The following is a 25,433-nucleotide window of genomic DNA, read 5'->3' as shown; positions in this document are numbered from 1 at the left end:
CACGGCGCGTCACCGCTATCCTACCCGGTTCCGGCGCATCTCGCTCGTGCCGGCCGCGCCCGTCGTCGCATTTCGCGAGCACGGTCGGCTCAATCTGGACGCGGCAACCCTGCCGATGGGCATCTTTCGATGCGCTCCGTATCGAGCCATCTCGCGAGGTTTGAGAAGCCGCTGCGCGCCGCCTCGGGAATCAATGCAGCTTCGCGAGATCGGGATGAATTTCGGTTCGGGGTCGCCGGGTGCTACGATTTGATCGTCCAGCGGAGCACCTCTTCAATGCGTCGTCCGGTGCCGATCCTGGCCGTCGTCGCTGTCGCGGCATTTGCTGCAACGCCAAGCTTCGCCCATCACTCGATTGCGAGCGTGTACGACAGTGCGCGGACGGTTACGATCGAAGGGCGTGTCCACGAGTTCAGATTCGTCAACCCGCACCCGATCCTCGTTGTCGACGTCGCCTCGCGCGGGGGTACGCAATCCTGGCGGCTGGAGATGGACAATCGCAGCGAGCTTGCTCGCATCGGCGTGACCTCCGACACGCTGAAGGCGGGCGAATACGTCGTCGCAACCGGGAGCGCAAGCCGAATCGAGCAATACCGGCTCTACTTGCGCAGCCTCGAACGCCCCGCCGACGGCTTCCGCTACGAACAGGTCGGCAGCCGACCCAGGGTCAGCGCACGACGAGACGTTCGTCCTCGCGGGCACCGACCCTAGCTCGGCTGAGTTCTAGCGCGGATCGCCGAGCGTGTCGGCGACATAGGCGCCGCGGCTGCCCGGCGGCTCGTCGGGTCCCGTGGTCGTGTCGCGCTCCGTCTGGTGCTCCATCTCGGCGTTCAGCTCGCCGCCGAGCAAGACGAAGTACGCGGAGAAGTAGAACCACATCATCAGTACGACGATCGCGGCGACCGACCCGAACGTCTCGTTGTAGCTGCCGAAGTTCGACACGTACAGCGAGAAGAGCCCGGAGCCGACGAGCCACAGGAGCGCGGCCACCGTCGCACCCCAGACGACCCACCGCCATTCGGCGTGCTCGCGAGACGGCGCGTACCGGTATAGGACGGCGAGGATGCCCACGGCGGCGGCTGCGAGCAACGGCCAGCGCAACCAGCGGGCCAGGATCTCCGCGATCAACGGAAGCCCGAGCAGGCCGATCACGGCCGGGACCACGGCGATCGCAATCAGCGCGATCAGGACGAAGGCCAGCGTGACCAGCGTGAGCAGCAGCGCGACGGCGTTCAGCTTGAGGAATCCGCGCTTCTCCTCCTCGTCATAGACGATGTTGAGCGCCGTCATCATCGATTTGACGCCTTTCGACGCGCTCCAGAGCGCGAGCAGCAGCGAAACGACGGCGCCGATGCCCAACGCCGTGCTGCCGGAGGACGCGACGCGCTGAAGCTGCCCCTCGATTACCGTGCGGGCCTGCTCCGGCACGATCTCGGCCAGACTTTCCATCTGCTGCGCGACCGCGGCGGGATCGGTGAACAGACCGTATATCGCGACCAGCGCCGCGAGCGCGGGGAAGACCGAAAGGAGCCCGTAGAAAGCCGCCCCGGCCGCGACCAAAGAAAGGTTGTCCTTGGCGATGTTCTTCCTTACCCGATGGAAGATGTCGCCCCATGCGGGGCGCGGAAACTCCCTCGGATGCTCCGCCAACCTGCCGTGGGCTGTGCGCGCTCGTGCCATCGCCTCTCCTCGGGAGGCGCGGAAGCAATCGGCGTGCCAACTGCGCGAACGCCAAGCGGAAAAGGCATCGCCGCTCGGGCCGGCCGCCCGGCTCCGCACTGGCACGATCTCTGCAGCGCTCGGCTCAGGTCACTACGGGGAGGGAGGTAGTCGTCGAATCACATCGGCTCCGGCTCAAGTCCGGCGCTCTTTCCTGCCGGACCCGACCCGTGTGCGTTTACTCACGTGGAGCAGGAGGACAGCCCGATGGCCCATCCAGTGCAGAAGCTATTGCCGCTCGGCGCCGCGGCGCTCGCGGTCGCCGCGGCCGTGCTCGAGATCTCCAAAGCGCAACCCCCGCGCGAGGGTGATCCGCCCGAAGCGGCGCCATCGCGCGGTGTCACGAGCTACATGCCGGTGGCGAACGAAAGGCCGTTCGATGAGGTTTACCGGGAGCTGAGCGCCGGCAAGGCGGAAGTCATGGAGCGCCAACGCATGCTGCTCGAGGCGCGCTACGATCTCTCCGACCGTCCGGTCGAAGGCGTGACGATGTCGCGCGGCAAACCCGTACAAGGCGGCGTCCGCGTGCGCCTGCCCGACGGCGTGACCTGGCAGCAGCTCGCATCGATGCCGCCGTCGGCGATCGCGGAGCAGCATCTCTTTCCCGACGGGTTCAAGCCGCTGCCGCATCCGTTTCATGAGGAAGGCGGGATGGTGTTCCCGCAGCCCCACATCGACGAGGTAATGCGTCAGGAGCAGCGCGACTTGAGCCGCTTCGACGTGGACTTCGACTTGCCCGAGCACTTCTTGCCCGAGTTCCCGCCTGCGATCTACCTGACCACGCGTCCGGAGCTCGGCGACGTCTCTCAAGGGCAGCTCGTCACCAACAAGAACTTCTACGATCTCTTCAACGGCATCCTGAATCCGAAGCAGCTCGAAGGGCTGCGCCTCCTCGTGACCCCGTTCCCGCAGCAGCAGTTCAACATGACGAACGATCGTCGCAGCGAGGAGCCGCACCTCGGCGTCGCCTGCTTCGACTGTCACGCGAACGGCCACACGAACGGCGCGACACATCTGGTCGGCGACATCCGCCCGCAGGAGGTTCGACGGCGAATCGATACGCCGACGCTGCGCGGCGTCAGCCAGCAGCGCCTGCTCGGCTCGCAACGCGCGCTGCGCACGGTCGAGGACTTCACGGAATTCGAGCAGCGCGCCGCATACTTCGACGGCGACATCGTGATCGCGCAAAAGAAGGGGGTGAATTTCCTCGAGCGCGGCAGCGAGGTCCACGCGATGGCCGAGTTTCAGGAGATCCTCGATTTTCCGCCGGCGCCGAAGCTCGATCCTTTCGGACGCCTCGATCCGGAGCTGGCGACCGAGGAGGAGCTGCGCGGCGAGCAGGTCTTCTTCGGCCGGGGGCGCTGCGCGGAGTGCCACCCGCCGCCGATCTTCAGCGACAACTTCATGCACGACCTGCGGGCCGAGCGGTTCTACGACGAGGACGAGATCGTCAACGGCCGCAAGATGACGGACGGCGGCCCGACGAAGACGTTCCCGCTGCGGGGCATCAAGGACAGCCCGCCGTACCTGCATGACGGCCGCTTGCTGACGCTCGACGACACGGTCGAATTCTTCAATCTCGTGCTCGGGCTGGAGCTCACCGACGAGGAGAAGAGCGACCTGGTGCGGTACCTGTACGCGCTCTAGCGGCTCATCCGGGCGCCTGGGGCAAGCCCTTGGCGAGCTCGTCGGCGAGGGCGTGCCGCCCCACGGAGCGTGCGTGCTCCGCGAGCACGCGCGCGACGCCCGGGTCCGGCCGGAAACGCCGATCGAGGCTCGCGCAGCGCGCGGCGAGCTCGACGGCCGCGGGCGCGCGGCCGCTTTCCAGCAGCCGCCCGATGCAGCGGTTCGCGAACGCGAAGCCGTGCGTGCGGTCTTCCCACGCGAGCATGTGGTCGAGGACCCATTCGTGCACCTCGTCCGTCATCCCGGCCTCGTCGAGCAGCTGACGGATCGTGCGGTAGCCCTCGTCGACGAGCCCGCTTCGAATCGACGCGTACGCACGGTCGAGATACGTTTGCCACGCGCGATGCCGGTCGCGCTCCGAGCGTTCCTCCTCGGGCTCCGCCTCGCCGGGAATCTCGATCACGTCGCGTCGCGAGCGGACCGCGGCCCCGATCAGCGCGAACACGGCGAGCCATGCCCAGATCTGCACGGGCGCCGTGAGCGCGCGGGCCGCCGCGGCGGGAAGGACCGCCCCGGCGAGCCACGATGGAACGAATACGAGCGCGGCTCCGATCGCGAGAATCGCCCCATAGCGGCGGACGCCGATCGCGCGGACGATCTCGGCGCCGTTGCGGGGATCGAACGCCTCGCCGAGGTCGCCCGTGAGCGCTATGACGGTCGCCGACGCGGGGAACGCGACGGCGACCGCCGTGAGCCCCGCCGCGGAGACGAGCGCGGCGCCGGGGCCCGAGCCGAGCAGCGGCGATGTGGCGAACAGCACCGCGAGCCCGCCGAAGAAGATGAAGTGAAGGACGAGCCCGAAGTTGCCGACCGGATTCATCGTCTCCAGGCCGGGCGCCGGAATCATCTTGCGGCCGCGCGCCACGTGGCTCAGCACTTCGTAGGCGTAACGGCACACCGACAGCGGAACGAAAATGCGGGCGATCAGCCCGACCAGCCCGAGCCCGCCGGCCAGAACGAGCAGCAGCCCGTACGTGATGGCGACGACGACGAGCGTGCCGTCGGTCAGCCGGCCGAGGTCGAGCTCGGCCGGCCGTCGATTGACGCGGACCGTGAGGCCGCGAGACGGCACTTAGCGCTCTACGTGCACGAGGCGCGGTAGATGCTCTCGATCGACTCGTCGAGCGCTCGATTGAACTCCTCGTCTGATTGCTGCGCAGTCAGCCCTTCGACGAGCGCCCGCGAGAAGCTCGCGATCATACCGTGCTGCCTCGCGAGCCGCTCGTTCGCCTCCGCGCGGGTATAGCCCCCGGAAAGCGCGACGACCCGCACGACATTCTTGTGCTCGATCAGATCGCCGTAGAAGTCGTCCTCGTCCGGCAGCGTCAGCTTCAGCATGACCGCCTGATCCGGGCCGAGCCCTTGCAGCGCCTTCAGAATGCCGGCCTTCAGCAGCAATTCGGCCTTCGCCTTCTCGGGACAGTGGATGTCGACCTCGGGCTCGATGATCGGCACGAGACCGGTGGAGAGGATCTGCCGCCCGAGCTCGAATTGCTGCTCGACGATCGCCGCAATGCCGGCTTCATCGGCCTGCTTGATGACCGAGCGCATCTTCGTGCCGAAGATGTTTTTCCCCTTGCCCTTGGCGAGGAGCTTGTCCAGATCCGGTATCGGCTTCATCAGCTGCACGCCGTTCCTCTCCTCGGCGAGGCCTTTGTCGACCTTCAGGAACGGGACGACGTTCTTGACGTTCCACAGATAGTCCGCGGTGGGCTGCCCTTCGATCTCGCTGTCCATCGTGCGCTCGAAGAGGATGGCGCCGAGAATGCGGTCGCCGTTGAACGCGGGGCTCGTGATGATACGGGTGCGCATGCGGTGGACCAGGTCGAACATCTCCTCCTCGTTCGACCAGGCGTCGTCGCCGATGCCGTAGAGCCGCAGCGCCTTCGGCGTGCTGCCGCCGCTTTGGTCCAGCGCCGCAATGAAGCCCGCGGCGCTGCGAACCTTCTTCAGTTGTGCTTCGAAGTTGCTCACGATTTCCCTCGAAAAGCGGGTGGGAAGGGGAAACTCCCCTCGATTGCGCCATTTTAGCGCGTAGGCCCGGACTCGAACACGCGGCGCCTGCCTGCGGGCGCCGCCGAACACGACGTGATGCTCCCCCGGCGCAAAAAGGGGCGAGACGCGCATCAGCGCGCGGGTCGCCCATGCCGATCGCGGGCGGCTGTGATAACGTGGGGCACGATCGGGGGAACGGCGATCAGAGGTCCGCGATGAGACGTGTTGCGCTGCTCGTTTTGCTGCTCGGCCCGTGGGCCGGCGCGGTTGCCTGGGCCGCGGAGGCCCCTGCGGAGATAGCGTGGTTCGACGGCGGCGTCGAAGCGGCGTTCGCGAAAGCGCGAGCCGAATCGAAGCCGGTGTTCCTTTTCTGGGGCGCGGTCTGGTGCCCGTACTGCGCGGACCTCAAGGCGCATGTCTTCTCCCGCCCGGACTTCGTCGAGAAGCTCGATCTCTTCGTCCCCGTATACCTCGACGGCGACGATCCCGGGGCGCAGAAGTGGGCGGAAACCTTCGACGTCGCAGGCTATCCCACCGTGCTCGCCCTCGCTCCCGACGGCGCGGAGCTCGCCCGCATCGCGGGCGGCATGGACGTGCGCGTCTACGACGACATGCTCGATCTCGTGCTCGGAGACGTTCGCCCGATCGATGCAGTGCTTCGATCGGTCGACGCTGCGGCGCTCACGGCCGAGGACTGCCGGCGTCTCGCGTACAACGGCTGGGGGCTCGAGGACGTCGAGCCGGCGGCGGGCGCGCAGCTCGCCGCGACGCTCGCGAAGGCCGCTGAGCGGTGCGCGTCGAGCGGCCGTGCCGAGGCCGCGCGCTTGACTGCGATCGCCGCCTCCTACGCCCTGGGGTCGGAAGCCGACGCGCTGGCGGGCGGCGCGTCGCCGTCGCCGCTCCTCGGGGATCTCGTCGGCCGTGTGGGCGAGGTCGTGGCCGATCCCGTGCTTGCCGCGTCCGTCGCCGACGCTCTTCAGTATCTCGGCGAGGACTTCTTCGTCCTCGCGCGCCGGCTCGCGCCAGAGCAGGCTCCCGAGCTGCTCTCGAACTGGTCCGAGGCGATGACGGCCGCGTCTCGCGATGAGCGCTACGGCGAAGGCGATCGCCTCGCCGCGGAGCGCAGCAAGGTCGAGGCCGTGAAGGCCCTCGGCGGCGGCGAGGGCGTGCCCGCCCCTCTGGAGGCCGAGGCGCGCGCGCTCATCGAGGAGACGCTCGGGAAGGTGCAGAACACGCCGGCACGGCCGGGCGCCGTGAACGGCGCGGTCAACCTGCTCGTCGCGCTCGGCGACCCGGCGGCGGCGTACGCGATCGCGGAGCGCGAGATGCGGCGCTCGAAGACGCCGTACTACCAGATGGCCGATCTCGCGGCTCTCGAAGAGATGATGGGGCACCTCGAGACCGCGATCGTCTGGCTGGAGCGGGCGTACCGGGCATCGAAAGGGCCGGCCACGCGCTTCCAATGGGGCACGAACTTCGTGCGCGGATTGATTCGCATGACCCCGGGCGACGAGGCGGCGATTCGCGAAGCGGCGATCGAGGTGCTCGGCGAGCTGGAAGGGCCGGACCGAATCTATCGGCGCACCCGCGCACGTCTCGAGACGCTCGATGCGAGTCTCCGCGAATGGAACGCGGACGGCGCCCACGCTGAAGCGATCGATGCGATTCGGCAGCGGATCGCGAATATCTGCGCCTCGGTACCGAAGAGCGAGCACGACGCGCTAGAAAGCTGCGAGAAGTTCCTTTCGAGCTGACGGCGGGTACGGTCGCGAAGCGTATTCCGCGCTGGAGCCCAGCGCGTACAGAGTCGAAGCTGAAGGGGCGCATCGGGCTCGCGCGCAACCTCCCGAAGGCGCTACGAGAGCATGCTTTGATACATCTCCATCAGCATCGATGCTCGCAAACCGCCGATCGTCGGATCTATCCGAGAGGCGTGCTTGTAATAAATCGCTAGGGTCGTCTCGGTCACCTCGGGATCGGCAACGATCGAGAACAGCGTCTCGCTGTGCATCGGCACGCCGTAGTCGATGCGCTTCGGCGGGTTGACGGGACCCGCGAGTCCCTCGAAGTGCTCGCGCACGAGGCTATCGACGCGCGAGGCGTCGAAATCGCCTACGGCGATGACGGCCATGAGGTCCGGCCGGTACCAATCGCGATAGAAGTGGACGAGGGCGTCGCGGTCGATCTCTCGATGCTCTCGAGCGTGCCGATCGGAACCCGCTCTGCATATCGGGAGCCGCTGAAGATGACCTGGTCGCGTTCTTCCTGGACGCGCGTGCTCGCGTTCCGGCGCGCTCTCCGCTCCGCGAGCACGACGCCGCGCTCCTTCTCGATCTCCTGCGGGTCGAGGGTCAGGCCGTGGGCCCAGTCTTCGAGGATCTGAAACGCTGTTTCGATATCGTCCTCGCTGTCGGTCGGCACGGTCAGCGTGTAAACCGACTGGTCGAAAGACGTGCTCGCGTTCAAATCCGGCCCGAGACGCATCCCGAGGGATTCTACGAAGGATACGAGCTCCTGCTTCCGAAATTTTCGGTGCCGTTGAAGGCCATGTGCTCGAGGAAATGAGCGACGCCGCGCTGATCGTCGTCTTCGACAATGGATCCCATATCGACAACCAGCCCGCGGCGTCGTCATCTGTCACCCATCCGGCGCGTGCCGGGATATGGGACGGCTCTGGGCGTCAGAATGGTAGCTGCTGCTATCGAACCGGGCTCTTCGGATACCCGGCGGCTGGGCCCGCCGGCCCAGCCGGCGAATCGCGGCCTACAACCCCAGCGCGTACAACAGCGTGTCGTTGTACATGATCATCCTGCCGAAGAAGATCACGCCGAACCAGGCGACGAGCGACGTGGCGGCAACGATCTTGGCCGCCGGCGGCGCATCGCCGTCAGGCGCGACGGCGTCGGCGGCCTTTGCGATCCCCGTGAAGTAGAACACGAGCACATTGATGCCGGCGATCACCATCAGCAGGAGCTTCAGCTGCAGCGAGAGATTCTCGAGATAGTACTGCGGCCCGCCGACGGGGTTGCCGGCGACGAACACGAAGCCCGTGGAGGCGTTGACGATGAATGCGACGACACCGAACGGCACGAGCCGCTCGAGGTGCTGGATCGGAATGCCCTTCCCGAACCCGAGAATACGCAAGTCGACGAGGCCTACGGTCCCGATCAGCGTCGCCATTCCGACGAAGTGCAGAATCTCGCAGAGCGGCCAGACCCAGTCGTGCGCATTGACGAAGTCGGCCATGCCGGTTGCGGCAAGCAAGTCGGACAGGAATTCCATTGCGCGACCCCTAGCTGAAGAAGCTGGCGACGAAGTTCGGATACGAAGTAAGCCGGCCGGCGATGATGGCCGCGATCCACAGCACGAGCGTACTGAGCGCGAAAGCGCGCGTTCTCGGCGACGGGATCAGCTGGCCGGTGGCGGTGTCGATCGCGAGTCGCCCGCGCAAGAGCTCCATCGAGATCACGGCAAGCGCGATCAGCACGATCTTGATGATGAACATCACGTTGCTCAGCATGTCGGACGCGCGGGCTGCGAGCAGCAGCACGCCCGAAATCGCGTTGATCGTGAAGCCGATCCACATCACCGGGAACAGCTTCAGCAGCGGTGCGATCGGGATGCCCGGAGCCACCCCTAGTATTCGCAGCGATACCGCCGCGCCGACGCCGACGACGATAGCGAGACCCATCGCGTGCAGGGAAAGCACCGTGGTGTACGCGAAAATCGATGGCGATTCGCGAACCCAGACGGCGATCGCGGAGCCTTCGATGGCTTGGATGAAATCTCCCATTTCTGAACTCGTTACATCCTCGAGTCGACTCGGATAGCCTGCAACGCGTTACGGGCGGCGCGCATTGGAGATCGAATCAGAGGCGACCGCAAAAAAACAAAAGGCAACAAAACAAAAGCGCCGGCCCCGACATTTGCGGCGGCCGGCTCGCGACCCCGCAAACTTCGGGGCGGTCGCATGCTACAGCATGTCGCCGAGCCACCACAAGCCGCGATTTCCCGAAGCGCGCGCCCGTCGCAAGCCGTCGCCCTCCCCGCCGTGGCACGAATGATGCTTCGCCCCGCTTTCGATTTCCCTCGAGGCGCATGAGGCGCCTGTTCAGGGCATCGGCGATTCTCGCATTCGGCAAGGAGGCATTCCCCATGAGAGCAGTAGCAGTGCTCATTAGCGCCGCGTTGACGAGCGGCTGCAGCGTCCTCGACGGCCTCAGCTTCGACGACAGCCGGACGCTCGATCCCGCGAAGGTCTACCTCGGCCCGATCGACGAAGTGCTGACCAGCAAGCGCGACGTGGATCAGTACACCTGCGTGAGCGATAGGCCGATGGTCTGCACGAGTCACGGCACCCGTTTGGATTGCCGCTGTCCGTTCTGAACGGCGCGAGCCGACCGCTCACGGGGCGCTCGGCTCGATGCGCAGCACGGCCCCGTCGTCCTCGTGGTCCGTGACGGCGTACAGCAGCTCGTCGGGACCTTGCCGCACGTCGCGGATTCGTTGGTGGAGATCGAGCAGCAGCGACTCGCGGCGAAGCTCCTGCATGTTCTCGTTGAAGAGAATTCGCTGCAGTCGGCCGGTGCCGGGGATCTCGCCGTACCGCATGCCGCCGACGAACACGTCGCCGGTCCACTTTGCCAACCGGCTTCCGGTATAGAACGCGAGGCCGGACGTCGAGATCGACGGCATCCAGTAGACGACCGGCGGCTCGAAATCGTCGTGCGTCGGAACGCCGTGGTCCGACTGCCACGGGCCGGGATAGGTGCGGCCGAAGCTCACGACCGGCCAGCCGTAGTTCCTGCCGGGCCGGAGGATGTTGATCTCGTCGCCGCCGTTCGGGCCCATCTCCACTTCCCACAGCAGCCCGGTGCCGGGGTGCACGGCGAGCCCCAAGGGGCTGCGGTGCCCCAGCGTGTAGATCTCGGGCTTGTAGCCGGCGCGGCCGACGAACGGATTGTCGTCCGGCACGCTTCCGTCGTCCCTCAAGCGCAGCACCTTGCCCGCGTAGCTGTCCGGATCCTGCGCCGCATCGTCCATGCCGCCGAACGTCGTCACGTAGAGCATGCCGTCCGGTCCGAATGCCATCCGCGAGACGCTCCCCGCGTCCTCCGCGAGGAAGATGTCCTCGACGCCGGCCAGGGCCTTCCCGTCCCATCGTCCGCGGGCCACGGCGAGAGCGCTGCCCGTTTCGCCGCGCGGCTTGTTGTAGGTGAGATACACGTAGCGGTTGCTCTCGAAATCCGGGTGCAGCACGACGTCGAAGAGCCCGGAAAGCCCGACGCCCCGCACTTCAGGCACGCCGGCGACGGGCTCGGGCTCGAGCGCGCCGTCGCGGATCACGCGCAGCCGGCCGGCGTTGCGCTCGGTGACGAGCATCCCGCCGCCGGGCAAGAACGCGAGGCTCCACGGATGCGCGAGGCCCCGCGCGACGACGCTGACGCGAATGTCCTGGCCTTCGCCCGTCGCAAACGTCACCGGCTCCGACGGAATGGGCGGGACCGGCAGACCCACCGGCGCGACGGGGATGCCGTTGTTGAACGGAACACGCTGCTGCGCCGAGAGCGGCAGCACCACGACGAGCGCGAAGAGCGCCGAGCATGCGTTGACGAGCCTCATTCGAACCTCCCCTGCCATCGCCCCGATGCGACGGGCCCGATCTTACTCCGACTTCGCCGACCTTCGATCATTCGGGGAGGTGCCGCCGGCGGCGACTCTCGCCGCGAAGCGGCGCAGCACGGCGGCGGCCTCCGGCGTCTCCTGCCGGGCGTCGAGGATCCGATCCGGATCGATGTCTTCGGCGATCAGCTTTTCGCGAAGCGCCCGGACGTACGCGCCGATAATCTCCGCCGTCATCTCCGGATGGAACTGCACGCCCCAGGCTTCGGGTCCGAAGCGCACGGCGGCGTAGCGGTCGAGCGCGGTGGCCGCGAGCGACTCGGCCCCCGGCGGGAGCTCGAGCACGGTGTCGAGATGCGTCGCGGACGCCGGGAAATCGCGCGGCCCGTCGCCGAGCAGCGGATCGGAGCAGTGCAGCCCGACCCGGACCGTGCCGATCTCACGGCCGCGGGGATTCGGTCCGGATCGTCCGCCGAGCGCCATCGCGAGCAGCTGATGACCGAAGCAGATGCCGAGGACCGGCACGTCGGCCTCGACGAGCCGGCGGAGCCCATCCTGTGCGCGGCGCATCCACGGCAGCTGATCCGCGATTCGGGCCGGGGATCCGGTGACGATGACGCCGGCCGCGTCGCCCGGGCCGGGCAATGCGGCCTCGCCGACGCAGTCGACCACGTCCCAAGGCCCGGCCCACGCGTCCCCGACGGTGGCGCGGATCATGTCCGCGAACGACCCCGCCGACCGCTTCGCCTCCGGCACGGGCTCGCCGGTGATCCAGATCGAGAGCGGCCGCCCGCCGCCGCGCGCGCTCATCCGGGCCCCGCGGCGGCTTTCGCCTGGCGGCCGAGACCACCCTCGAGACCGGCGGCAAGGGCCGGACGCTCGCGCCGGTGCCGCCCGCTCACGGGCCCTGCCCTGCTTCCGTGCGGCGGGCGTAGTCGATCACGGCGCGCAGCAGCGTCTCGCATTCGCGAAGCTGCCCGATCGCGACGTGCTCGTCGGGCTTGTGCGCGTGATCGATCGAGCCCGGGCCGACGACGACCGCCGACATCCCGGCCTCCTGAAAGAGCCCCGCCTCCGTAGCGAACGCGACCGCACGTGCCGGCCCGGCGCTCGTGAGCCGGCGCACGAGCGCTTCCGCGGGCGACCCGGCCGCCGGGACGAGCGAAGGCGCCGCGACGACACGCCGCGTGACGACGCTCGCATCCGGGTAGCGCGCACGCATGCGCGGCAGCAGATCCCCCTCCACGAACTCGGTGAGACGCGCGAGCACCGCCTGCACGTCGTGCCCGGGCACAGGGCGGCACTCCCACTCGATCCGGCACTCGCCGGCGACGACGTTCACGGCCGTGCCGCCGTCGATCCGGCCGACGTTGATCGTGGTGTACGGCGGCGTGAACGCCGCGTCGAACGGCCCTTCGGCTGCAAGCTCGCGCGCGAGCGCATCGAGGCGGCACACGATCTCCGCGCCGTGCACGACCGCCGACAGCGCCTCGTGCGTCTGGCTCGAATGCGCGGCGAGGCCCGTCGCCACCGTCTCGAACGCGTAGATCCCCTTGTGCGCGTTGACGAGCGCCATCCCGGTCGGCTCGCCGACGATCGCGATGCGCGGCTGCGGCAACTCGCGCGCGATCTTCGCGAGAAGCGTCGGCACGCCCCGGCAGCCGAGCTCCTCGTCGTAGGAAAACGCGAGATGCAGCGGCGTTCTGGGCTTCGCCGCGACCATCTCCGGAACGAGGGCCAGCACGCACGCGATGAAGCCCTTCATGTCGCACGTGCCGCGCCCGTAAATACGCCCGCCGACGGTGACGGCGCGGAACGGATCGGTGGACCAGCGCTGGCCGTCGACGGGCACGCAGTCGGAGTGCCCGGAGAGGACGATTCCGCCGTCGATCGCCGGGCCGATCGTGGCGAAGAGATTGGCTTTCTGCCCGGCCGCGTCGTGAACGAGCGTGACCGCCACGCCGTGCCCGTCGAGGTAGTCCGCGATCGTCTCGATCAGCTCGAGATTCGACCGGCTCGATGTCGTATCGAGCGCGACGAGGCGCGCGAGAAGCTGTTCCGTGCCGAGACTCACGAGTGGGGTGCGGGCGGACGATGGTCTCTAACTTACCTCAACCGGCCGCCTCCCGACATAGATCGACTCGGGGCGAATCAGGCGCCCGGTGCGCCGCTGCTCGAGCGCGTGCGCGGTCCAGCCGACCACCCGGCCCATCGCGAACAGCGGCGTGAATGCGCTGCGCGGCATGCCGAGCCCATCGAGCAGCATCGCCGTGTAGAACTCGACGTTCGTCTCGAGCCTGCGCCCGGGCTTGTGGCGGCGCAAAGCATCGAGCGCGGCCGTCTCGACGGCGCGTGCAAGCTCGAGCTTCTCGCCCGACGGCGCAAGCTGCTCGAGCGCGCCCTTCAGCACGTCTGCGCGCGGGTCGCGCACCCGATAGATGCGATGGCCGAACCCCATCAGGCGCTTGCCGTTTCGAAGCGTCGTCTCGATCCACGCCGCCGCGCGCTCGGGCGTGCCGATCGCGTCGAGCATGTCGAGCACGGGCTCGGGAGCGCCGCCGTGAAGCGGGCCCGTGAGCGCGGCATACGCGCCGAGCGCGGCCCACGACAGGCCGGCGCCCGTGGACGCGATGACCCGCGCGGTGAAGGTCGAAGCGTTCATCCCGTGGTCCATGACCGTGACGAGATAGGTCGTGAGCGCCGCGACTTCCTTCGGATCGGCCGGCGCGCCGCGCAGCATGCGGAAAAAGTCCGCCACGTGCTCTGCCCGCGGATCGGGCGCGATCGGCCGGTCGCCGCGCGCGAGGCGCACCACGTTCGCGAGGAACACGGGGACGGCGCCCGCGGCCGCGACGTGCGCCCCCGATTCGCGACCGGGCAGCGACGCGAGGCCGAGCCGCACGCCCTCCGACGGCGTGAGGCCCTCGAACGCCGGAACGAGGTCCGCGAAACGCGAGAACGCCGCGACGCGGGCCGCGCCCAGAGCGGCCCGAACGTCGGCGGCGCTGGACGGCGGCCGATCCTCCGCAACGCCCCAGAAGAGCGCTGCGGCCGTCTCGAAGTCGTGCCGCTCCGCGAATTCCGCGAGCTCGTAGCCGCACAGAATCAAGCGGCCCGAGTCTCCTTCGACGTGGCTCAGCGCGGTCTCGGCGGCCGCGATTCCTTCGAGCCCGGGGATCGCGCGAGGCGGTCCCGCGGCGCCGGCAGTCGCACCCATTGCGATTCTCTCCTTTCGCGAAAGACCGACGTCAATCTGCACCGCTTTCGCGAAGCGATCAATCTTGATTAAGCTCATCAATATGAAGACATCACGCGCTTCGGAGCCGGGGCCCTACTTGAGCGCACGCGAGGCCGCGGCCGAGCTCGGCGTCTCGGTCGCCACGCTCTATGCCTACGTCAGCCGCGGGCTCGTTCGCTCCGAGCCGGTACGGGGCGAGCGTGCAAAGCGCTACCGCGCAGAGGACGTGCGGGCGCTGCGCGAGCGGCGCGCTCCGCCGCCGGGCGACATGCCGGTCGAGCGGCGCGCCGAGGCGCTTGCGTGGAGCCGTCCGGTGCTCGCTTCCGCGATCTCGCTGATCGATGACGGCAGGCTTTACTACCGAGGCGTCGACGCCTGCGAGCTCGCACGACATGCGTCGCTCGAAACCGCGGCCGGCCTTCTGTGGCAAACGGCCGACTACGACGCGTTCTCGTCGGAAAACCTTCCGTGCATGGGGCCGCTTCTTCGGCAGGTCATCGATGCGACGCGGGGCAGCCATCCGATCGACCGCTGCATCGCAGCGCTCGCCGTCGGCGGCCGAGATGACGACGGAGCATTCAATCGCACCGATCACGGCCTCGCGCGGGCCGCGGCTCGAATCACGCGGCTGATGACGGCGCTCGTCGCAGGCTGCGAGCTCTCGGCGGCACCCGTGCACGAGCAGCTCGCGGCAGCATGGGGCCTCGATATGAAAGGCAGGGATCTCGTGCGGATGGCGCTCGTGTTGCTCGCGGATCACGAGCTGAACGCGTCGACGTTCACGCTACGCTGCGCCGTATCCACCGGGGCGAACCTGTACGAAGGCACGATCGCAGCCCTCGCGGCATTGAAAGGGCCGCTTCACGGCGGCGCGACGACGCGCGCTGCACATCAGCTCGAGAAGCTGATGCAAGGCGACCCGCTGGCGCGCGTGCGCGAGCAAGCCGAAAGCGGCGAGCGCTTTGTCGGCTTCGGTCACCCGCTCTACCGGGACGGCGACCCGCGCGCGTCGGCGTTGCTCGATGCGGTAGAGGCCCGCGTCGGCGAGCGGTTCTTGACGCGCGATCTGCCCGAGCAGGTGAGGAAAGCCGTCGGCGTGCTCCCGACCATCGATTACGCGCTCGCCGTGCTCGCGCGCGTGCTGAAGCTGCCGCCGCTCGCCGGCATCGGGCTGTTCGCGGTCGGCCGAAGCGTCGGATGGGCTGCGCACGGCCGCGAGCAGATGCGCGCCCGCACGTTGATTCGGCCGCGCGCGACTTACGTCGGGCCGGCGCCGAAATCGCGGGGGTGAACGGCGTGGCGCTACGCGCGAGCCGCGGGCCTCACTCCTGCTGCGGCGCCGGCACGTTCTCGGCGGAGCCGCCGAGGAACAAGCGCTCGCCGTTGCCGAGGAGGAAGGAGCGCCCGACGGCGGTATTGCTGCCGTCCCGCGCTTGATAGCCCTCGACCATCAGCTCCGTGCCCGCCGGAACGGTCTGAGCCGTGACGCCGCGTCTGATCAGCGCGTTCGGGCTACCGCCCTCGATCATCCAGACGACCGGCTTCCCGTCCTCGCCCTGGACCTCGAGGTAGAACCAGGAGTGAGGGTTCACCCACTCGACCTTCGTGATCTTGCCTTCCAGCCGGACCGGCCGGTCCACATCGAACTCGGACGCGAACGAATGATGCGCCCAGCTCGAAGCCGACGCGGCCAGGAGACCGGCGCACGCGACGATCGCGCCGATCGTTTTCATCCAGAGCGTTTGCATAAGGCCCCCTGATCGTCCTCCAAACGGCGCGGCCTACTCGGTGGCAGACTGCTGCCGTGCGCGCTCTGCGGCTTCCTCGGCCCGCGCGCCGGCCAAAGTGTTTCTCACGCCGTAGTTATGCTCGTGGCAGGCGTATTCGAAGATCGGCCCTTCCGACCGTGTCATCGGCACCTCGCCGGACCACGGCCGCACCCACGTCGACGGATCGTCCACCGTGAACTGGTAGAGAATCGTGTCGTCGGCCACGCGGGTGAACCGCTCGATCACTCGAAGGTTCTCGCTCGCGCCGCGGAACGCCGTCTTGTCCGTGAGGTTCGTGGTCTCGACGACCAGCGTGTCGCCCTCCCAGTGGCCGACGGACGAGCCCTTCCACTGGCGAATGTTCTCCGGCAGGTGCGGCCGGCCGTCGAGCGGGATGATCCGCGTGTCCTGCATCATCTCGACGAGAATCATCACGTAGTCGGCGGACTGCACGATCTGCAGATGGCTGTTGTAACCGATCGGCAGCATCGGGGGATCGGCGCCCCAGATGATGCAGCGGGCCGGTAGCCCCATGTTCTGCACGCGGTCCGTGGGCGGATTTCGCCGGCGCGCTTCGGCCCGGGCCGCCTGCCGCGCTTCGCCCTGCGGCGTCATCGCGGGAATGCGCCCGGTCGGCGGATCCACGATCAGCGACGTGCGCCGATTGCGCACGAAACCGTCCTGGCCGCGCGTCAGGCCGAACTGCGAGAGGTCGTAGTGCACGTCCGCGGTCGTGCCCGGCTCGGTTTGATCGAAGCCCCTGGCGACGCTCCTCTCGATGAGCGCGTCGAGCTCCTCGTCGGTGTAGAACGCCTTGTTCCCGAGCTCTTCGGGGCGTTCGAGCGGCGTGAACGACGCATTCGTCCAGTAGCCTTGAAGATCGGGCTGCCCGTCGGGCGTCCGCGGCACCTGCCAGCTTTGCGCCGCAGCCTCCTCGAAGCAGAACGGCACGAGCAGCGCCGCGCCGCACAGGACGGCGGCCGCGCGCCGCACCGACGTGTGTGGATGACTCATTTGCCTTCCCTCACTGTTCCGGCTTCGCCAAGTCGCCGTAGAGAAGATCCTCGACGAACACCATGCATTTGAACTCCATGATCTGCGCGTTCTGCTCGACGCGCCGATACAGAGGCATGCGGATCGTCCACGGCCGAGTGAAGACGGTAGGGTCCTCGATCGTGGCTTCGTACATCAGATGATTCGGGCTCAGGTGCGTGAAACGCTCGACGACCCGCAGGTTCTCGTCATGAAAGTTGCCCGCTCGATCGAACCACGTCATGCCGTTGAAGCCGGTGGTCTCCACGACCAGCGAATCGCCCTCGAACCGGCCGTTCGACCAGCCCATCCAGCTCGGGACCGGAGCCGGCTTGTGATCCTTCATGTAGATCGTGCGCACCGCTCCCCGATACTGATAGGCGATCATGATGTGCGAGTCGCTCTGAATGATCTGGAACGGATGCGGCATGTACGTGGCGCGGGGCACGCCCGGGAGATAGCACTTGACCTCCGGATCGCGCTCGAGGCGGTGAGCGAAATTCTCGTCGCGCTGCTTCGCGGCCCACGGCTGGTACGGAATGGTGCCGCCTTCGACGAAACCGCGGCTCGGCGGCGTCGCGTAGGCCGCGCCGAGCTCGAGCACCGGGCCGGCGTAGGCCGCATGCCCCTCGAGCCCCCAGTTCGCCTCGTTCAGCGCCTGCCATACGCCGTTGAAGTCGGGCGCTCCGCTCGCGGTGCGCGGCGCTTCGAAGCTCTCGGACTGTGCGACTGCGGTGTCGAAGGCCGGCGCCGAGCAGACGACGGCCAGAGCAAACGCGGCCGCGGCGCGCGCAAACGATTTTCTCATCTCCCCTCCCACCACGCGCCCGCGGACCTACGCGTCAAGTGCCGAGCGCGCGCCGCAGGAACGCCTCCGTGCGCGCCCAGTGCTCGCCGCTATAGAACGCGCGGCCGCCATGGCCGGTACCATGCACCACATCGAGGTAAACGTCCAGATCGAGCGCCTCGTAGGCGCCGTAGAGCTCGTGCGCCTGATTGATCGGCATCTGCGTGTCCTGATCACCGTGCAGCAGATGCAGCGGCGGGTCGGAGGCGTCGACGTGGAACACCGGGCTTGCAAGCCGGGCGAGCTCCGGGACGGCGTCGGGCGCGGCGCCGAGCAGGAGCTGCACCGCCGGTGCTCGCACCCGCAGGCCCGCCGGCGTGGATTGATCGAGGATCGTCGTGAGGTTCGACGCGCCGAAGTAGACGACGATCGCCTGCACGTTGGAGGAGACGTCGAGATGCTCGCCGACCGTGCCTTCGAGCGCTTCGTGCCCGTTCGTGACGCCGACGAGCGCCGCGAGATGTCCGCCGGACGACGCGCCCGCGATCGCGATGCGATCCGGATCGTAGCCGTACCGCGGGGCATTCGCGCGCAAGTAGCGAATCGCGGCCTTGATGTCGTGCACCATCGCCGGAAACGGCGCGTCGGTGGACTGCCTGAAGTCGAGGCTCGCGAGCGCGAACCCCGAATCGACGAAATTCGCCGGCGGCGACTCCTTCGACCCAAAGCGCCAGGCGCCGCCGTGCACCCAGACGACGAGCGGCGGCGGCGTGGCCGAGTCAGGCAGATAAAGGTCGAGCTTCAGAGCCCGACCGTCGACGACCGCGTACGTGACGTCGGCATGCTGCGGAGCCGGAGACTGCGCGAATGCGGAAAAGGAGAAGGCGGCCGACAATACCGTGCCCGCAATGATGCGCGCGGGCCGTGTCGCCGCGGTGCCGATCAACGGTTTCATCGGGGCTCATGCCCTCTTGTTCGATCCCCTCTGCGATTGTGACCGATCGACGGCCGCCGTGACAACGTGCCGGCTCGGCACCCCGCCGTCGGCAGGCAAGACGGAATGGAGGCCCGATCGGACCGTCGTCGGCAGGGGACGGACGGGGTCAGCGGTTCTGCGCGGTCTTCTCGGCCATCAGCCGCTCGAGCAGCGCGACCGTCTCGACGTGCGGCTCGGCCGGCTGCCGCAGGAACGGCTCTCGATAGTCGCCTCTCGCCAAGTCGATCGGCAGCGCGCCGTTCGCGTCTTTCGCGTAGAGGTCCGCGCCGTTCGCGACGAGGAACTCGACGATCGAGTTGAAGCCCTTCATCGCCGCGCCGTGCAGCGCCGTGCGATGCGGCACTGCGCGCGGGCTCGGCACCTGTCGGCCGCGGTAGTCGTAGCTGTAGTCGCCCAAGCGCTGCTCGATGACGAGGAGATGCGCCGCGGTCTGCCCCTTCGGCTCGGTGACCATGCGCGCGTTGATGTCCGCGCCCGCGTCGAGCAGCAAGCGGAGCGTCTCGAGCACGCCCTCCTCCGTGCGGTTCCTCCCGCGGGTCACGCGCAGGCCGTACTCGACGCCGGCCGCCGCCATCAGCGGCGTGACCCCTTGATTGCTCGGCAGGTCGACCAGCGCGCCGTGCTCGAGCAGAAGCTTCACGAACGGCGCGTCGCCGGCGCGCGCAGCCCGGAGGAGCGGCGTCGCGCCTTGCGAGAGGATGCCGTCGCCGCCGCGGTCCTGCGGCACGTTGCGGTACGGCGGCCGCCGCTTCAGCTGAATGTTCGGGTCGGCGCCGCGCTCGAGCAGCATCCGCGCGATGTCGAGCGCGCTGTGATCGTCGGTGCTCGGCAGCACGACCATCGCGCCGTTGCCCATGACCGGCAACGTGCTCGTGTCGGCCGCCATGTAGAGCGGCGTGCGGCCGTAAAGATCCCACTTGTCGACGTCGGCGCCCGCCTCGATCAGATAGGCGGCGAGGTCGAAGTGCAGGTTGAACAGCGCCATCACGAGCGGCGTGACCCGGTGCGGGTCGTGCATGTCGATGTCCGCGCCGCCCTCGACGAGGTGTCGTGCGCACTCGATGCAGCCTTCGCGCGCTGCATAGAGCAGCGGCGTGAACCCGCCCTGGTTCATGTCCTTCGGACGCGGCTCGCGGATGACTTTTCGCGGCCAGTTGCGAACCTTGCCGCGCGCGTTCACGTCGGCGCCGTGCGCGACGAGAAACTTCACCATCTCGGGCTGGCTCTGCGCCGCCGCCCACATCAGCGCCGACTGCCCGCCCCACTCCTCTTTGGCATCGACGTCGGCGCCAGCATCGACGAGCAGCGCCGCGGCTTCGACATTGCCCGTGCGCGCGACGGCCATCAGCGGCGTCTCGCCCTCGGGATTCATCGCGTTCGGATCGGCGCCGGCCTCGAGCAGCGCCTCGATCACCGGCGCGGAGCCGATCATCGCGGCCTCGGACAGCGCGAACGCGCCGAATTCGTTTCTCGCGTCGACGTTGGCCCCGGCGTCGAGCAGCAGCCGGACGAGCTCGGCGTCGTCATGATGCGCCGCCCACATCAGCGCGGTGGAGCCGTCCGGCCCCCGGGCGTTCGGGTCCGCGCCTTCCCGAAGGAGCGCGATCGCCGCCGCTCGATCGCCGGACTCGGCGGCCTCGACGAGCGAAAGCTCGCCGGCGATCGCCGGGAAGGCGGCCAGGACGGCGAGCACCGCCCCGCAGCCGACGAGCCTGGTGCGCATGCTAAACCTCCGACAGCTCGCCGCCGCTGTCGCCGATCGACTCCACTGGAATCCCGGTGCGGTGCAGCAGCGTCAACAGCAGATCCGCGAAGCGCGTGTCCTGAGGGTACTTCAGGTGCTGGCCGCCCTTGATGCTGCCGTGCGCGTGGCCGAGCACCGCGGTCGGCAGCGGATCGTTGTTGTGCTTGTTGCTGTCGCTCATGTTGCTGCCGAACAGGATCATCGAATGATCCAGCACGGTGCCGTCGCCTTCCTGCGTGCTCGCGAGCTTCTCGATGAAACCCGCGAAGAGCTTCGTGTGGTAGGTCTGAATCACGGCGAGCCGTTCGAGCTTGCCGGGGTCGTTCGCGTGATGGGAGAGCGGGTGGAACGCCTCGGAGATGCCGATGTTGTTGTACGTGCGCATGCTCGCCTCGCGGTCCATCGAGAACGTGATGATCCGTGTGAGGTCCGCCTGCACCGCTAGCGCCATCAGATCGAACATCATCTTGAAATGGGTTTCGAGATCGTTCGGCACGCCGACCGGAGCGTCCGGGATGTCGAGCGTCGAGGTGTCCTGCTCGCTCGCCATCTGCACGCGGCGCTCGATCTCGCGAACGGAATCGAGGTAAACGTCGACGGCCGCACGGTCTTGCGGCCCGAGCGTCTTCTGCAAGCGGGCCGCCTGGGCCTGCACGCGATCGAGGATGCTGCCCGTCTCGCGCATGATGGCCTCGCGCTCCTCCTGAGTGTCGCCCTGACCGAAGAGCCGATAGAAAACCGCGCGAGGATTGCGCTCCTGCGGCAGCGACTGCGTAGGCGTGCGCCAGGCAAGCTGCGCGCCCTGCTGCGCCGTGGTGAGCTCGAGCGACGGGACGCGGGTGTCCATCCCGATGTGGCGGACCGCGATTTGATCCGCCGTGACGCCGGCATCGGGGCCGATCACGCCGGCATCCTTCGGCGAGACGCAGGAGAGCCACGTGCGCTCGATGTACGCATGCGGCTCCGGGCTTTCCGCGGGTTTGTTCCTGAGCCCCGAAACGATCGTCATGTGCTCGCGGAACGGCGCCAAGGGCTCGAGGATCGGCGACATCGTGTAATCGCGGCCGCTCTGCTCCGGAGACCACTTCGTCATCACGGCGCCGTGCGGGAAGCCGACGAACACGAGCCGGTGCGGAATCTTGCCGGCGGCGGTCTGGCTCCATGCCACGCCGGCCGGGTTCATCGCATCGAGCAGCGGTAGTGCGATACAGGCTCCCGCGCCGCGCAACACCGTCCGGCGCGAAAGATGCTTCTTCGTGATGAACATGCCTGTCTCCTTTCGCTCTCGCCCCGCGGCGCCCGGCCGCCCCGTGCGCCTCTCGAAACCGGCTCCGCCTACCGCCCCTCCGGCTGCCGCGACGCGACGATCGGCGCCGCCGCCGGCGGCACCCGCCGCATCAGGAACGGGTCGCTCGTCACGACCTCCCAAACGATCGTCGAGAAGCGGTAGTCGTCGCGCGCCGCCTCCCGCACGATCTCGCGCACGGCCGGCATGTCCCGATAGTCGAGCGTCCGGCCGAGCGCATACATCAGCAGCCGCTCCGTGAATGTCTGCACGAACTGCTCGGGCCGCCGCAGCAGCGCCTCGCGCAAGTCGTCCGGACCTTCGACGACGGTGCCGTCGGGCAGCTTCGCGGTCGCGTCGATGACGGTGCCGGCGAAGCGGTCCTTGTCACGCCACATGCCGACGGCGTTGAAGTTCTCGAGTGCGAAGCCGAGGGGGTCCATCACGCTGTGGCAGCCGAAGCAGGCCGGATTCTTCCGGTGCTGCGCCATGATTTCCCGCACCGTGCGCGCCTTCTGCGTGCCGATCTCGGCCTCCGGGAACGCGTCGACGTTCGGCGGCGGCGTCGCCGGCGGGGTCCCGTTGATGTGCTCGAGGATGAAGGCCCCGCGCAGCACCGGCGACGTGCGATTCGGGTACGCCGCCGCCATCAGCACGGCGCCCTTCCCGAGCAGCCCCCAGCGCGTCGAGTCCTCGAGCTCGATGCGGCGGAATTGGTCGCCCTTCACGCCGCGGATGCCGTAGAGCAGCGCCACGCGCTCGTTCACGTAGGTGTGCTTCGCCGTGAGGAAATCGACGACGCTCCGGTCCTCGTCGAAAAGGCTCTTCGCGAAGAGCGTGAGCTCGGTGAGATAGTCCTCGCGCGGATCGCCGGCCCCCGACGCGTAAGGGAAAATCGAGCGGTCCGGCTCGACTTCGCCGAGACGCGCCATGTCGAGCCACTGATGCACGAAGTTGCTCGCGAGCGTCTCCGCGCGCGGATCGTCGAGCATCCGCGCGACCTGCGCGCGAAGCACCGCCTCGTCGCCGAGCTCGCCCCGCACCGCGAGATCGAGCAGCTCGTCGTCGGGAATCGTGTTCCAGAGGAAGAACGAAAGCTTGGACGCGAGCGTGAGATCGTCGATTCGATAGACCTCGCCCGGCGCCGCGTCGGCCGGCACGTGCTCCACCCGATAGAGGAAATACGGACTCGCGAGAATGCCGGTGATCGCGTGCCGAATGCCTTCCTCGAACCCGCCGATCTCGAAGCCGTCGCGGTAGTAGGCCAAGAGCTCGGCCAGATCGGTCTCGCCGAGCGGACGGCGATACGCCCGCTTCGCGAGCCGAGCGATGATCTGCTCGGCGCAAAGCTCCGCGTCGTCGCCCCTCGCCGGGTGGCACGTGAAGATCCGCTCGCGGCTCGGCGTAGGGCTCACTCCGGACGCGTCGTAGGGTCCGCTGATCTCGAAGGAGCTCACGCGGAAGACGCGATCCTGCCCGCCGCCGTCGATGAACATCTCCTGCTGATCGTCGGACTCGGCGAACGTGCGGCGGCGGAACGTCACGCCCACGCGGTGCGGCCCCGACGTCGCATGGAAGCGGATGTTCTTGAGCCGCGAGTTGATCTGCTCCATGACGCCGTTTTGCACCTGGTCGTAAAGACGCATGTCCTCCTCGCCGCCGACCGTCGTCTCGTAGACGAGCTTGCCGTCGAGAACGACGACGACGTCGTTCTCGAACTCCATGTCGTTGCCCCAGATGTGGGTGGCCATGTCGGCGATGTTGATCTCGTACTCGCCGTCCGACGGAAAGTAATGGGTGACGACCATGCCGCCGCGCGTGCCGAGCGGAAGGCCTTCGACGTGGAAATACTGCGTGCTCGGACCTGCTTCGTACGTCTGGCTGCCGGGCCGGGCGTCGGGCTGTCCGACGGCCTGGACCGCGACGGCGCGGGCCGCGGAGATGTACTGCTCGATGAAGGACGGCGAGACCTGCAGTCCGCTCGCGATGTTGTCGAAGTGTGCGACGACCTCGTCTTGCGGGAGGAGCCGCGTGGCGTCGACCTCGAGGGCGAGCAGATCGCGCACCGCGTTCGCGTACTCCTTGCGGTTCAGCCGGTGCGGCACGATCGAGCGGTACGCAGGCGCCGCTTCGGCGGCGCGATCGAGCGCGCTCTCGAGCCAAGCGACGAGCGAGATGACCTCGTCCTCGTCGGGGCGAGGCTCGCCCGCGGGCGGCATCAGCCGGCCGCGGAGCTTGCGCACGGCCTTCTCGAGCGTCTCGGCGTTCTCGGCGACCGACTGCCCGGCCATTCGGTCGAACGCGACATCACCCGCGAACTCGACCTCGTTGTGACACTCGGTGCAGTAGCGCTCGATCGTCTCCCAATGACCGCCGCCGGCCTCGGCGAGCGGGGCGTCGACATCGACGCTCCCGCACCCGGCGGTGAGGGTGAGCGCGGCGAGGGCCCAGGCTTGTTTTGTCATCGAGTTCCTCGTCACGGGCGCATCTGATCTATTTTTCCTTCCTCGCGGCCGAACTCAAGCGTCCGGGGACAGGTATGCCCAAAGGCTTTCGAAGGCTCTTTGAACAAATTCTCGAGGTTCTCCCATTATCTCATTGAATTCCTTGGTTGGCTCGGCCGCGTGCGCCTCCTCCGGACCGCCGCCCGAGTAGAGTACGCGCAGCAGCCGCTCCCAGATCACGTTGTACATCTCGTACTGGCGAACGAGCTCCGCGCGCGCCAGCACCGGCCCGCGGCCCGGCACGAAGCGCGTGTCCTCGTTCGCGACGGTCAGAATGATGTCGAGCCCGCCGACGAGACCGCCGATCCATCCACCGGTCCACCAGTCGATCTCGGGCCAGCCGGCGCCGGACACCGCGTCGCCGACGGCCATGACGTTCTCGTCGGGGAAGAACACGTAGATGTCGCCGTCCGTGTGCGGGCAATCGCGCAGATATCCGCATTGCACGCGCCTATCCCCGACCGTGAGCTCCTTCTCGGTGTAGAACGTCTCGTTCGGGTGCGCGATCTCGGGAAGCGCCCGGACCGTCTCGCCGTTCCACGGCCACGTGACGTCGGTCGTCAGCCAGAGCCGCGTGTTGACGTGCGCGACGATCTTCGCACCGGCTCGCCCGAAGAGCGCGTTCGTCCCCGTATGCTCGTGATGCCAGTGCGTATTGAAGAGCGTGTGCACGCGTCCGCCGCCCGGCAGCGCTGCGAGCCGCTCCGTCAACACACTCGACTGCGCCGCGGAGACGCCGTCGACGAGCGCCAGGCCGTCCCCGGCAGCGACGGCGAGCACGTTGTCGCGGCCGAACGTGAGCACTCGGAAGCCGTCGCCGAGGTCGACGCTCTCCCCGTCCGCGGGCTGCGCTTCGGCCATCCACCCGCGCAGGTTGAGCAGCCCGAGCGATGCGCCCGCCGCGCCGCGCGCGGCCGCCTTCAGCACGCTCCTCCGTGACCACGACGCCACTCGTTCCTCCCCAGCCGGCCTGCGTCTCGCGCGCCCGTCTCGGCCGCGCAGCCGGGCGCTCGTACCCCTTCCGGCACCCGGCGGCCCGGATTGCAGCGCGCACG

At 68.2% G+C, this 25,433-nt stretch carries 23 protein-coding genes and 1 pseudogene; 5 read left to right on the top strand and 19 right to left on the bottom strand.

Annotation, left to right across the window (positions count from 1 at the left end):
* Positions 1-129 precede the first annotated feature (129 nt).
* The gene (locus VF329_01340) at positions 130-711 is read left to right on the top strand and encodes a DUF6152 family protein (protein ID HEX7079642.1); all 582 of its coding nucleotides are present in this window, start codon (positions 130-132) and stop codon (positions 709-711) included.
* A 12-nt stretch (positions 712-723) separates the two neighbouring features.
* On the opposite strand, the gene VF329_01335 is transcribed toward VF329_01340, so the two are convergent.
* Positions 724-1,680, bottom strand: a complete 957-nt coding sequence (locus VF329_01335; protein ID HEX7079641.1) for a YihY/virulence factor BrkB family protein — start codon at positions 1,678-1,680, stop codon at positions 724-726.
* A 390-nt stretch (positions 1,681-2,070) separates the two neighbouring features.
* Here VF329_01335 and VF329_01330 point away from each other — a divergent pair, with 390 nt between their 5' ends.
* A complete protein-coding gene (locus VF329_01330) occupies positions 2,071-3,366 on the top strand; it encodes a cytochrome B6 (GenBank protein ID HEX7079640.1) in 1,296 nt (431 codons plus the stop codon).
* Positions 3,367-3,370: 4 nt separating this feature from the next.
* Here the strand turns inward: VF329_01330 and VF329_01325 are convergent, their stop codons facing one another.
* Positions 3,371-4,477 (bottom strand): hypothetical protein, encoded by a 1,107-nt coding sequence (locus VF329_01325; GenBank protein HEX7079639.1) that lies wholly within the window; start codon positions 4,475-4,477, stop codon positions 3,371-3,373.
* 8 nt (positions 4,478-4,485) lie between these two features.
* Complete coding sequence (locus VF329_01320; GenBank protein HEX7079638.1) at positions 4,486-5,382, bottom strand: fructose bisphosphate aldolase; 897 nt, start codon at positions 5,380-5,382, stop codon at positions 4,486-4,488.
* A 233-nt stretch (positions 5,383-5,615) separates the two neighbouring features.
* Here VF329_01320 and VF329_01315 point away from each other — a divergent pair, with 233 nt between their 5' ends.
* On the top strand, positions 5,616-7,154 hold the full coding sequence (locus VF329_01315) for a thioredoxin family protein (GenBank protein ID HEX7079637.1): 1,539 nt from the start codon (positions 5,616-5,618) through the stop codon (positions 7,152-7,154).
* Between the two features lie 101 nt (positions 7,155-7,255).
* Here the strand turns inward: VF329_01315 and VF329_01310 are convergent, their stop codons facing one another.
* The 4 genes and pseudogenes from VF329_01310 to VF329_01295 form a co-directional block, all read right to left on the bottom strand.
* Positions 7,256-7,531: a hypothetical protein gene (locus VF329_01310; protein HEX7079636.1), complete on the bottom strand. Its 276-nt coding sequence runs from the start codon at positions 7,529-7,531 to the stop codon at positions 7,256-7,258.
* A pseudogene (locus VF329_01305) lies at positions 7,513-8,006 on the bottom strand (insulinase family protein). Before VF329_01305 ends, VF329_01310 begins: the two are co-directional and overlap by 19 nt.
* 157 nt (positions 8,007-8,163) lie before the next feature.
* Complete coding sequence (locus VF329_01300; protein ID HEX7079635.1) at positions 8,164-8,682, bottom strand: hypothetical protein; 519 nt, start codon at positions 8,680-8,682, stop codon at positions 8,164-8,166.
* Between the two features lie 10 nt (positions 8,683-8,692).
* The gene (locus tag VF329_01295) at positions 8,693-9,193 is read right to left on the bottom strand and encodes a hypothetical protein (GenBank protein HEX7079634.1); all 501 of its coding nucleotides are present in this window, start codon (positions 9,191-9,193) and stop codon (positions 8,693-8,695) included.
* A gap of 362 nt (positions 9,194-9,555) precedes the next feature.
* Here VF329_01295 and VF329_01290 point away from each other — a divergent pair, with 362 nt between their 5' ends.
* Positions 9,556-9,786, top strand: coding sequence for a hypothetical protein (locus tag VF329_01290; GenBank protein HEX7079633.1), 231 nt, complete (start codon positions 9,556-9,558; stop codon positions 9,784-9,786).
* Between the two features lie 18 nt (positions 9,787-9,804).
* Here VF329_01290 and VF329_01285 read toward each other — a convergent pair whose 3' ends face one another.
* The 4 genes from VF329_01285 to VF329_01270 all read right to left on the bottom strand — a co-directional run bounded on the left by VF329_01285 (position 9,805) and on the right by VF329_01270 (position 14,239).
* The gene (locus VF329_01285; protein ID HEX7079632.1) at positions 9,805-11,022 is read right to left on the bottom strand and encodes a PQQ-dependent sugar dehydrogenase; all 1,218 of its coding nucleotides are present in this window, start codon (positions 11,020-11,022) and stop codon (positions 9,805-9,807) included.
* 42 nt (positions 11,023-11,064) lie between these two features.
* Positions 11,065-11,832: a glutamine amidotransferase gene (locus VF329_01280; GenBank protein HEX7079631.1), complete on the bottom strand. Its 768-nt coding sequence runs from the start codon at positions 11,830-11,832 to the stop codon at positions 11,065-11,067.
* Between the two features lie 88 nt (positions 11,833-11,920).
* Entirely contained in the window at positions 11,921-13,096 is a 1,176-nt protein-coding gene (argE, locus tag VF329_01275; GenBank protein HEX7079630.1) for an acetylornithine deacetylase, read from the bottom strand.
* A gap of 27 nt (positions 13,097-13,123) precedes the next feature.
* Complete coding sequence (locus VF329_01270) at positions 13,124-14,239, bottom strand: citrate synthase (protein ID HEX7079629.1); 1,116 nt, start codon at positions 14,237-14,239, stop codon at positions 13,124-13,126.
* Between the two features lie 82 nt (positions 14,240-14,321).
* Here VF329_01270 and VF329_01265 point away from each other — a divergent pair, with 82 nt between their 5' ends.
* Positions 14,322-15,551, top strand: coding sequence for a citrate synthase family protein (locus tag VF329_01265; GenBank protein HEX7079628.1), 1,230 nt, complete (start codon positions 14,322-14,324; stop codon positions 15,549-15,551).
* Between the two features lie 31 nt (positions 15,552-15,582).
* Here the strand turns inward: VF329_01265 and VF329_01260 are convergent, their stop codons facing one another.
* From VF329_01260 to VF329_01225, 8 genes are all read right to left on the bottom strand, one after another.
* Entirely contained in the window at positions 15,583-15,993 is a 411-nt protein-coding gene (locus VF329_01260; protein ID HEX7079627.1) for a DUF6152 family protein, read from the bottom strand.
* Between the two features lie 48 nt (positions 15,994-16,041).
* Positions 16,042-17,043: a hypothetical protein gene (locus VF329_01255; GenBank protein HEX7079626.1), complete on the bottom strand. Its 1,002-nt coding sequence runs from the start codon at positions 17,041-17,043 to the stop codon at positions 16,042-16,044.
* A 10-nt stretch (positions 17,044-17,053) separates the two neighbouring features.
* Complete coding sequence (locus VF329_01250) at positions 17,054-17,869, bottom strand: hypothetical protein (GenBank protein HEX7079625.1); 816 nt, start codon at positions 17,867-17,869, stop codon at positions 17,054-17,056.
* 34 nt (positions 17,870-17,903) lie between these two features.
* The gene (locus VF329_01245; protein HEX7079624.1) at positions 17,904-18,803 is read right to left on the bottom strand and encodes an alpha/beta hydrolase; all 900 of its coding nucleotides are present in this window, start codon (positions 18,801-18,803) and stop codon (positions 17,904-17,906) included.
* A 148-nt stretch (positions 18,804-18,951) separates the two neighbouring features.
* Complete coding sequence (locus VF329_01240; GenBank protein ID HEX7079623.1) at positions 18,952-20,568, bottom strand: ankyrin repeat domain-containing protein; 1,617 nt, start codon at positions 20,566-20,568, stop codon at positions 18,952-18,954.
* A gap of 1 nt (position 20,569) precedes the next feature.
* Positions 20,570-21,856, bottom strand: coding sequence for a DUF1552 domain-containing protein (locus tag VF329_01235; protein HEX7079622.1), 1,287 nt, complete (start codon positions 21,854-21,856; stop codon positions 20,570-20,572).
* Positions 21,857-21,924: 68 nt separating this feature from the next.
* Positions 21,925-24,339: a DUF1592 domain-containing protein gene (locus VF329_01230; GenBank protein HEX7079621.1), complete on the bottom strand. Its 2,415-nt coding sequence runs from the start codon at positions 24,337-24,339 to the stop codon at positions 21,925-21,927.
* 54 nt (positions 24,340-24,393) lie between these two features.
* Positions 24,394-25,329 (bottom strand): MBL fold metallo-hydrolase, encoded by a 936-nt coding sequence (locus VF329_01225; protein HEX7079620.1) that lies wholly within the window; start codon positions 25,327-25,329, stop codon positions 24,394-24,396.
* Positions 25,330-25,433: the final 104 nt, after the last annotated feature.

The sequence above is a fragment of the Gammaproteobacteria bacterium genome (assembly GCA_036381015.1).
In the GTDB taxonomy this organism is placed as follows: domain Bacteria; phylum Pseudomonadota; class Gammaproteobacteria; order Steroidobacterales; family Rariloculaceae; genus ZC4RG20.
Note: the sequence above shows the minus strand (reverse complement) of the source record. Positions and strands in the feature narration are given on the sequence as shown.

Excerpts from the sequence above, each read along its gene's own strand:
- VF329_01340 (HEX7079642.1), top strand. The coding sequence starts at position 130 with ATGCGCTCCGTATCGAGCCATCTCGCGAGGTTTGAGAAGCCGCTGCGC.
- VF329_01335 (HEX7079641.1), bottom strand. The coding sequence starts at position 1,680 with ATGGCACGAGCGCGCACAGCCCACGGCAGGTTGGCGGAGCATCCGAGG.
- VF329_01330 (HEX7079640.1), top strand. The coding sequence starts at position 2,071 with ATGCCGGTGGCGAACGAAAGGCCGTTCGATGAGGTTTACCGGGAGCTG.
- VF329_01315 (HEX7079637.1), top strand. The coding sequence starts at position 5,616 with ATGAGACGTGTTGCGCTGCTCGTTTTGCTGCTCGGCCCGTGGGCCGGC.
- VF329_01310 (HEX7079636.1), bottom strand. The coding sequence starts at position 7,531 with ATGGCCGTCATCGCCGTAGGCGATTTCGACGCCTCGCGCGTCGATAGC.
- VF329_01300 (HEX7079635.1), bottom strand. The coding sequence starts at position 8,682 with ATGGAATTCCTGTCCGACTTGCTTGCCGCAACCGGCATGGCCGACTTC.
- VF329_01295 (HEX7079634.1), bottom strand. The coding sequence starts at position 9,193 with ATGGGAGATTTCATCCAAGCCATCGAAGGCTCCGCGATCGCCGTCTGG.
- VF329_01290 (HEX7079633.1), top strand. The coding sequence starts at position 9,556 with ATGAGAGCAGTAGCAGTGCTCATTAGCGCCGCGTTGACGAGCGGCTGC.
- VF329_01285 (HEX7079632.1), bottom strand. The coding sequence starts at position 11,022 with ATGAGGCTCGTCAACGCATGCTCGGCGCTCTTCGCGCTCGTCGTGGTG.
- VF329_01280 (HEX7079631.1), bottom strand. The coding sequence starts at position 11,832 with ATGAGCGCGCGCGGCGGCGGGCGGCCGCTCTCGATCTGGATCACCGGC.
- VF329_01270 (HEX7079629.1), bottom strand. The coding sequence starts at position 14,239 with ATGGGTGCGACTGCCGGCGCCGCGGGACCGCCTCGCGCGATCCCCGGG.
- VF329_01265 (HEX7079628.1), top strand. The coding sequence starts at position 14,322 with ATGAAGACATCACGCGCTTCGGAGCCGGGGCCCTACTTGAGCGCACGC.
- VF329_01260 (HEX7079627.1), bottom strand. The coding sequence starts at position 15,993 with ATGAAAACGATCGGCGCGATCGTCGCGTGCGCCGGTCTCCTGGCCGCG.
- VF329_01255 (HEX7079626.1), bottom strand. The coding sequence starts at position 17,043 with ATGAGTCATCCACACACGTCGGTGCGGCGCGCGGCCGCCGTCCTGTGC.
- VF329_01250 (HEX7079625.1), bottom strand. The coding sequence starts at position 17,869 with ATGAGAAAATCGTTTGCGCGCGCCGCGGCCGCGTTTGCTCTGGCCGTC.
- VF329_01245 (HEX7079624.1), bottom strand. The coding sequence starts at position 18,803 with ATGAAACCGTTGATCGGCACCGCGGCGACACGGCCCGCGCGCATCATT.
- VF329_01240 (HEX7079623.1), bottom strand. The coding sequence starts at position 20,568 with ATGCGCACCAGGCTCGTCGGCTGCGGGGCGGTGCTCGCCGTCCTGGCC.
- VF329_01235 (HEX7079622.1), bottom strand. The coding sequence starts at position 21,856 with ATGTTCATCACGAAGAAGCATCTTTCGCGCCGGACGGTGTTGCGCGGC.
- VF329_01230 (HEX7079621.1), bottom strand. The coding sequence starts at position 24,339 with ATGACAAAACAAGCCTGGGCCCTCGCCGCGCTCACCCTCACCGCCGGG.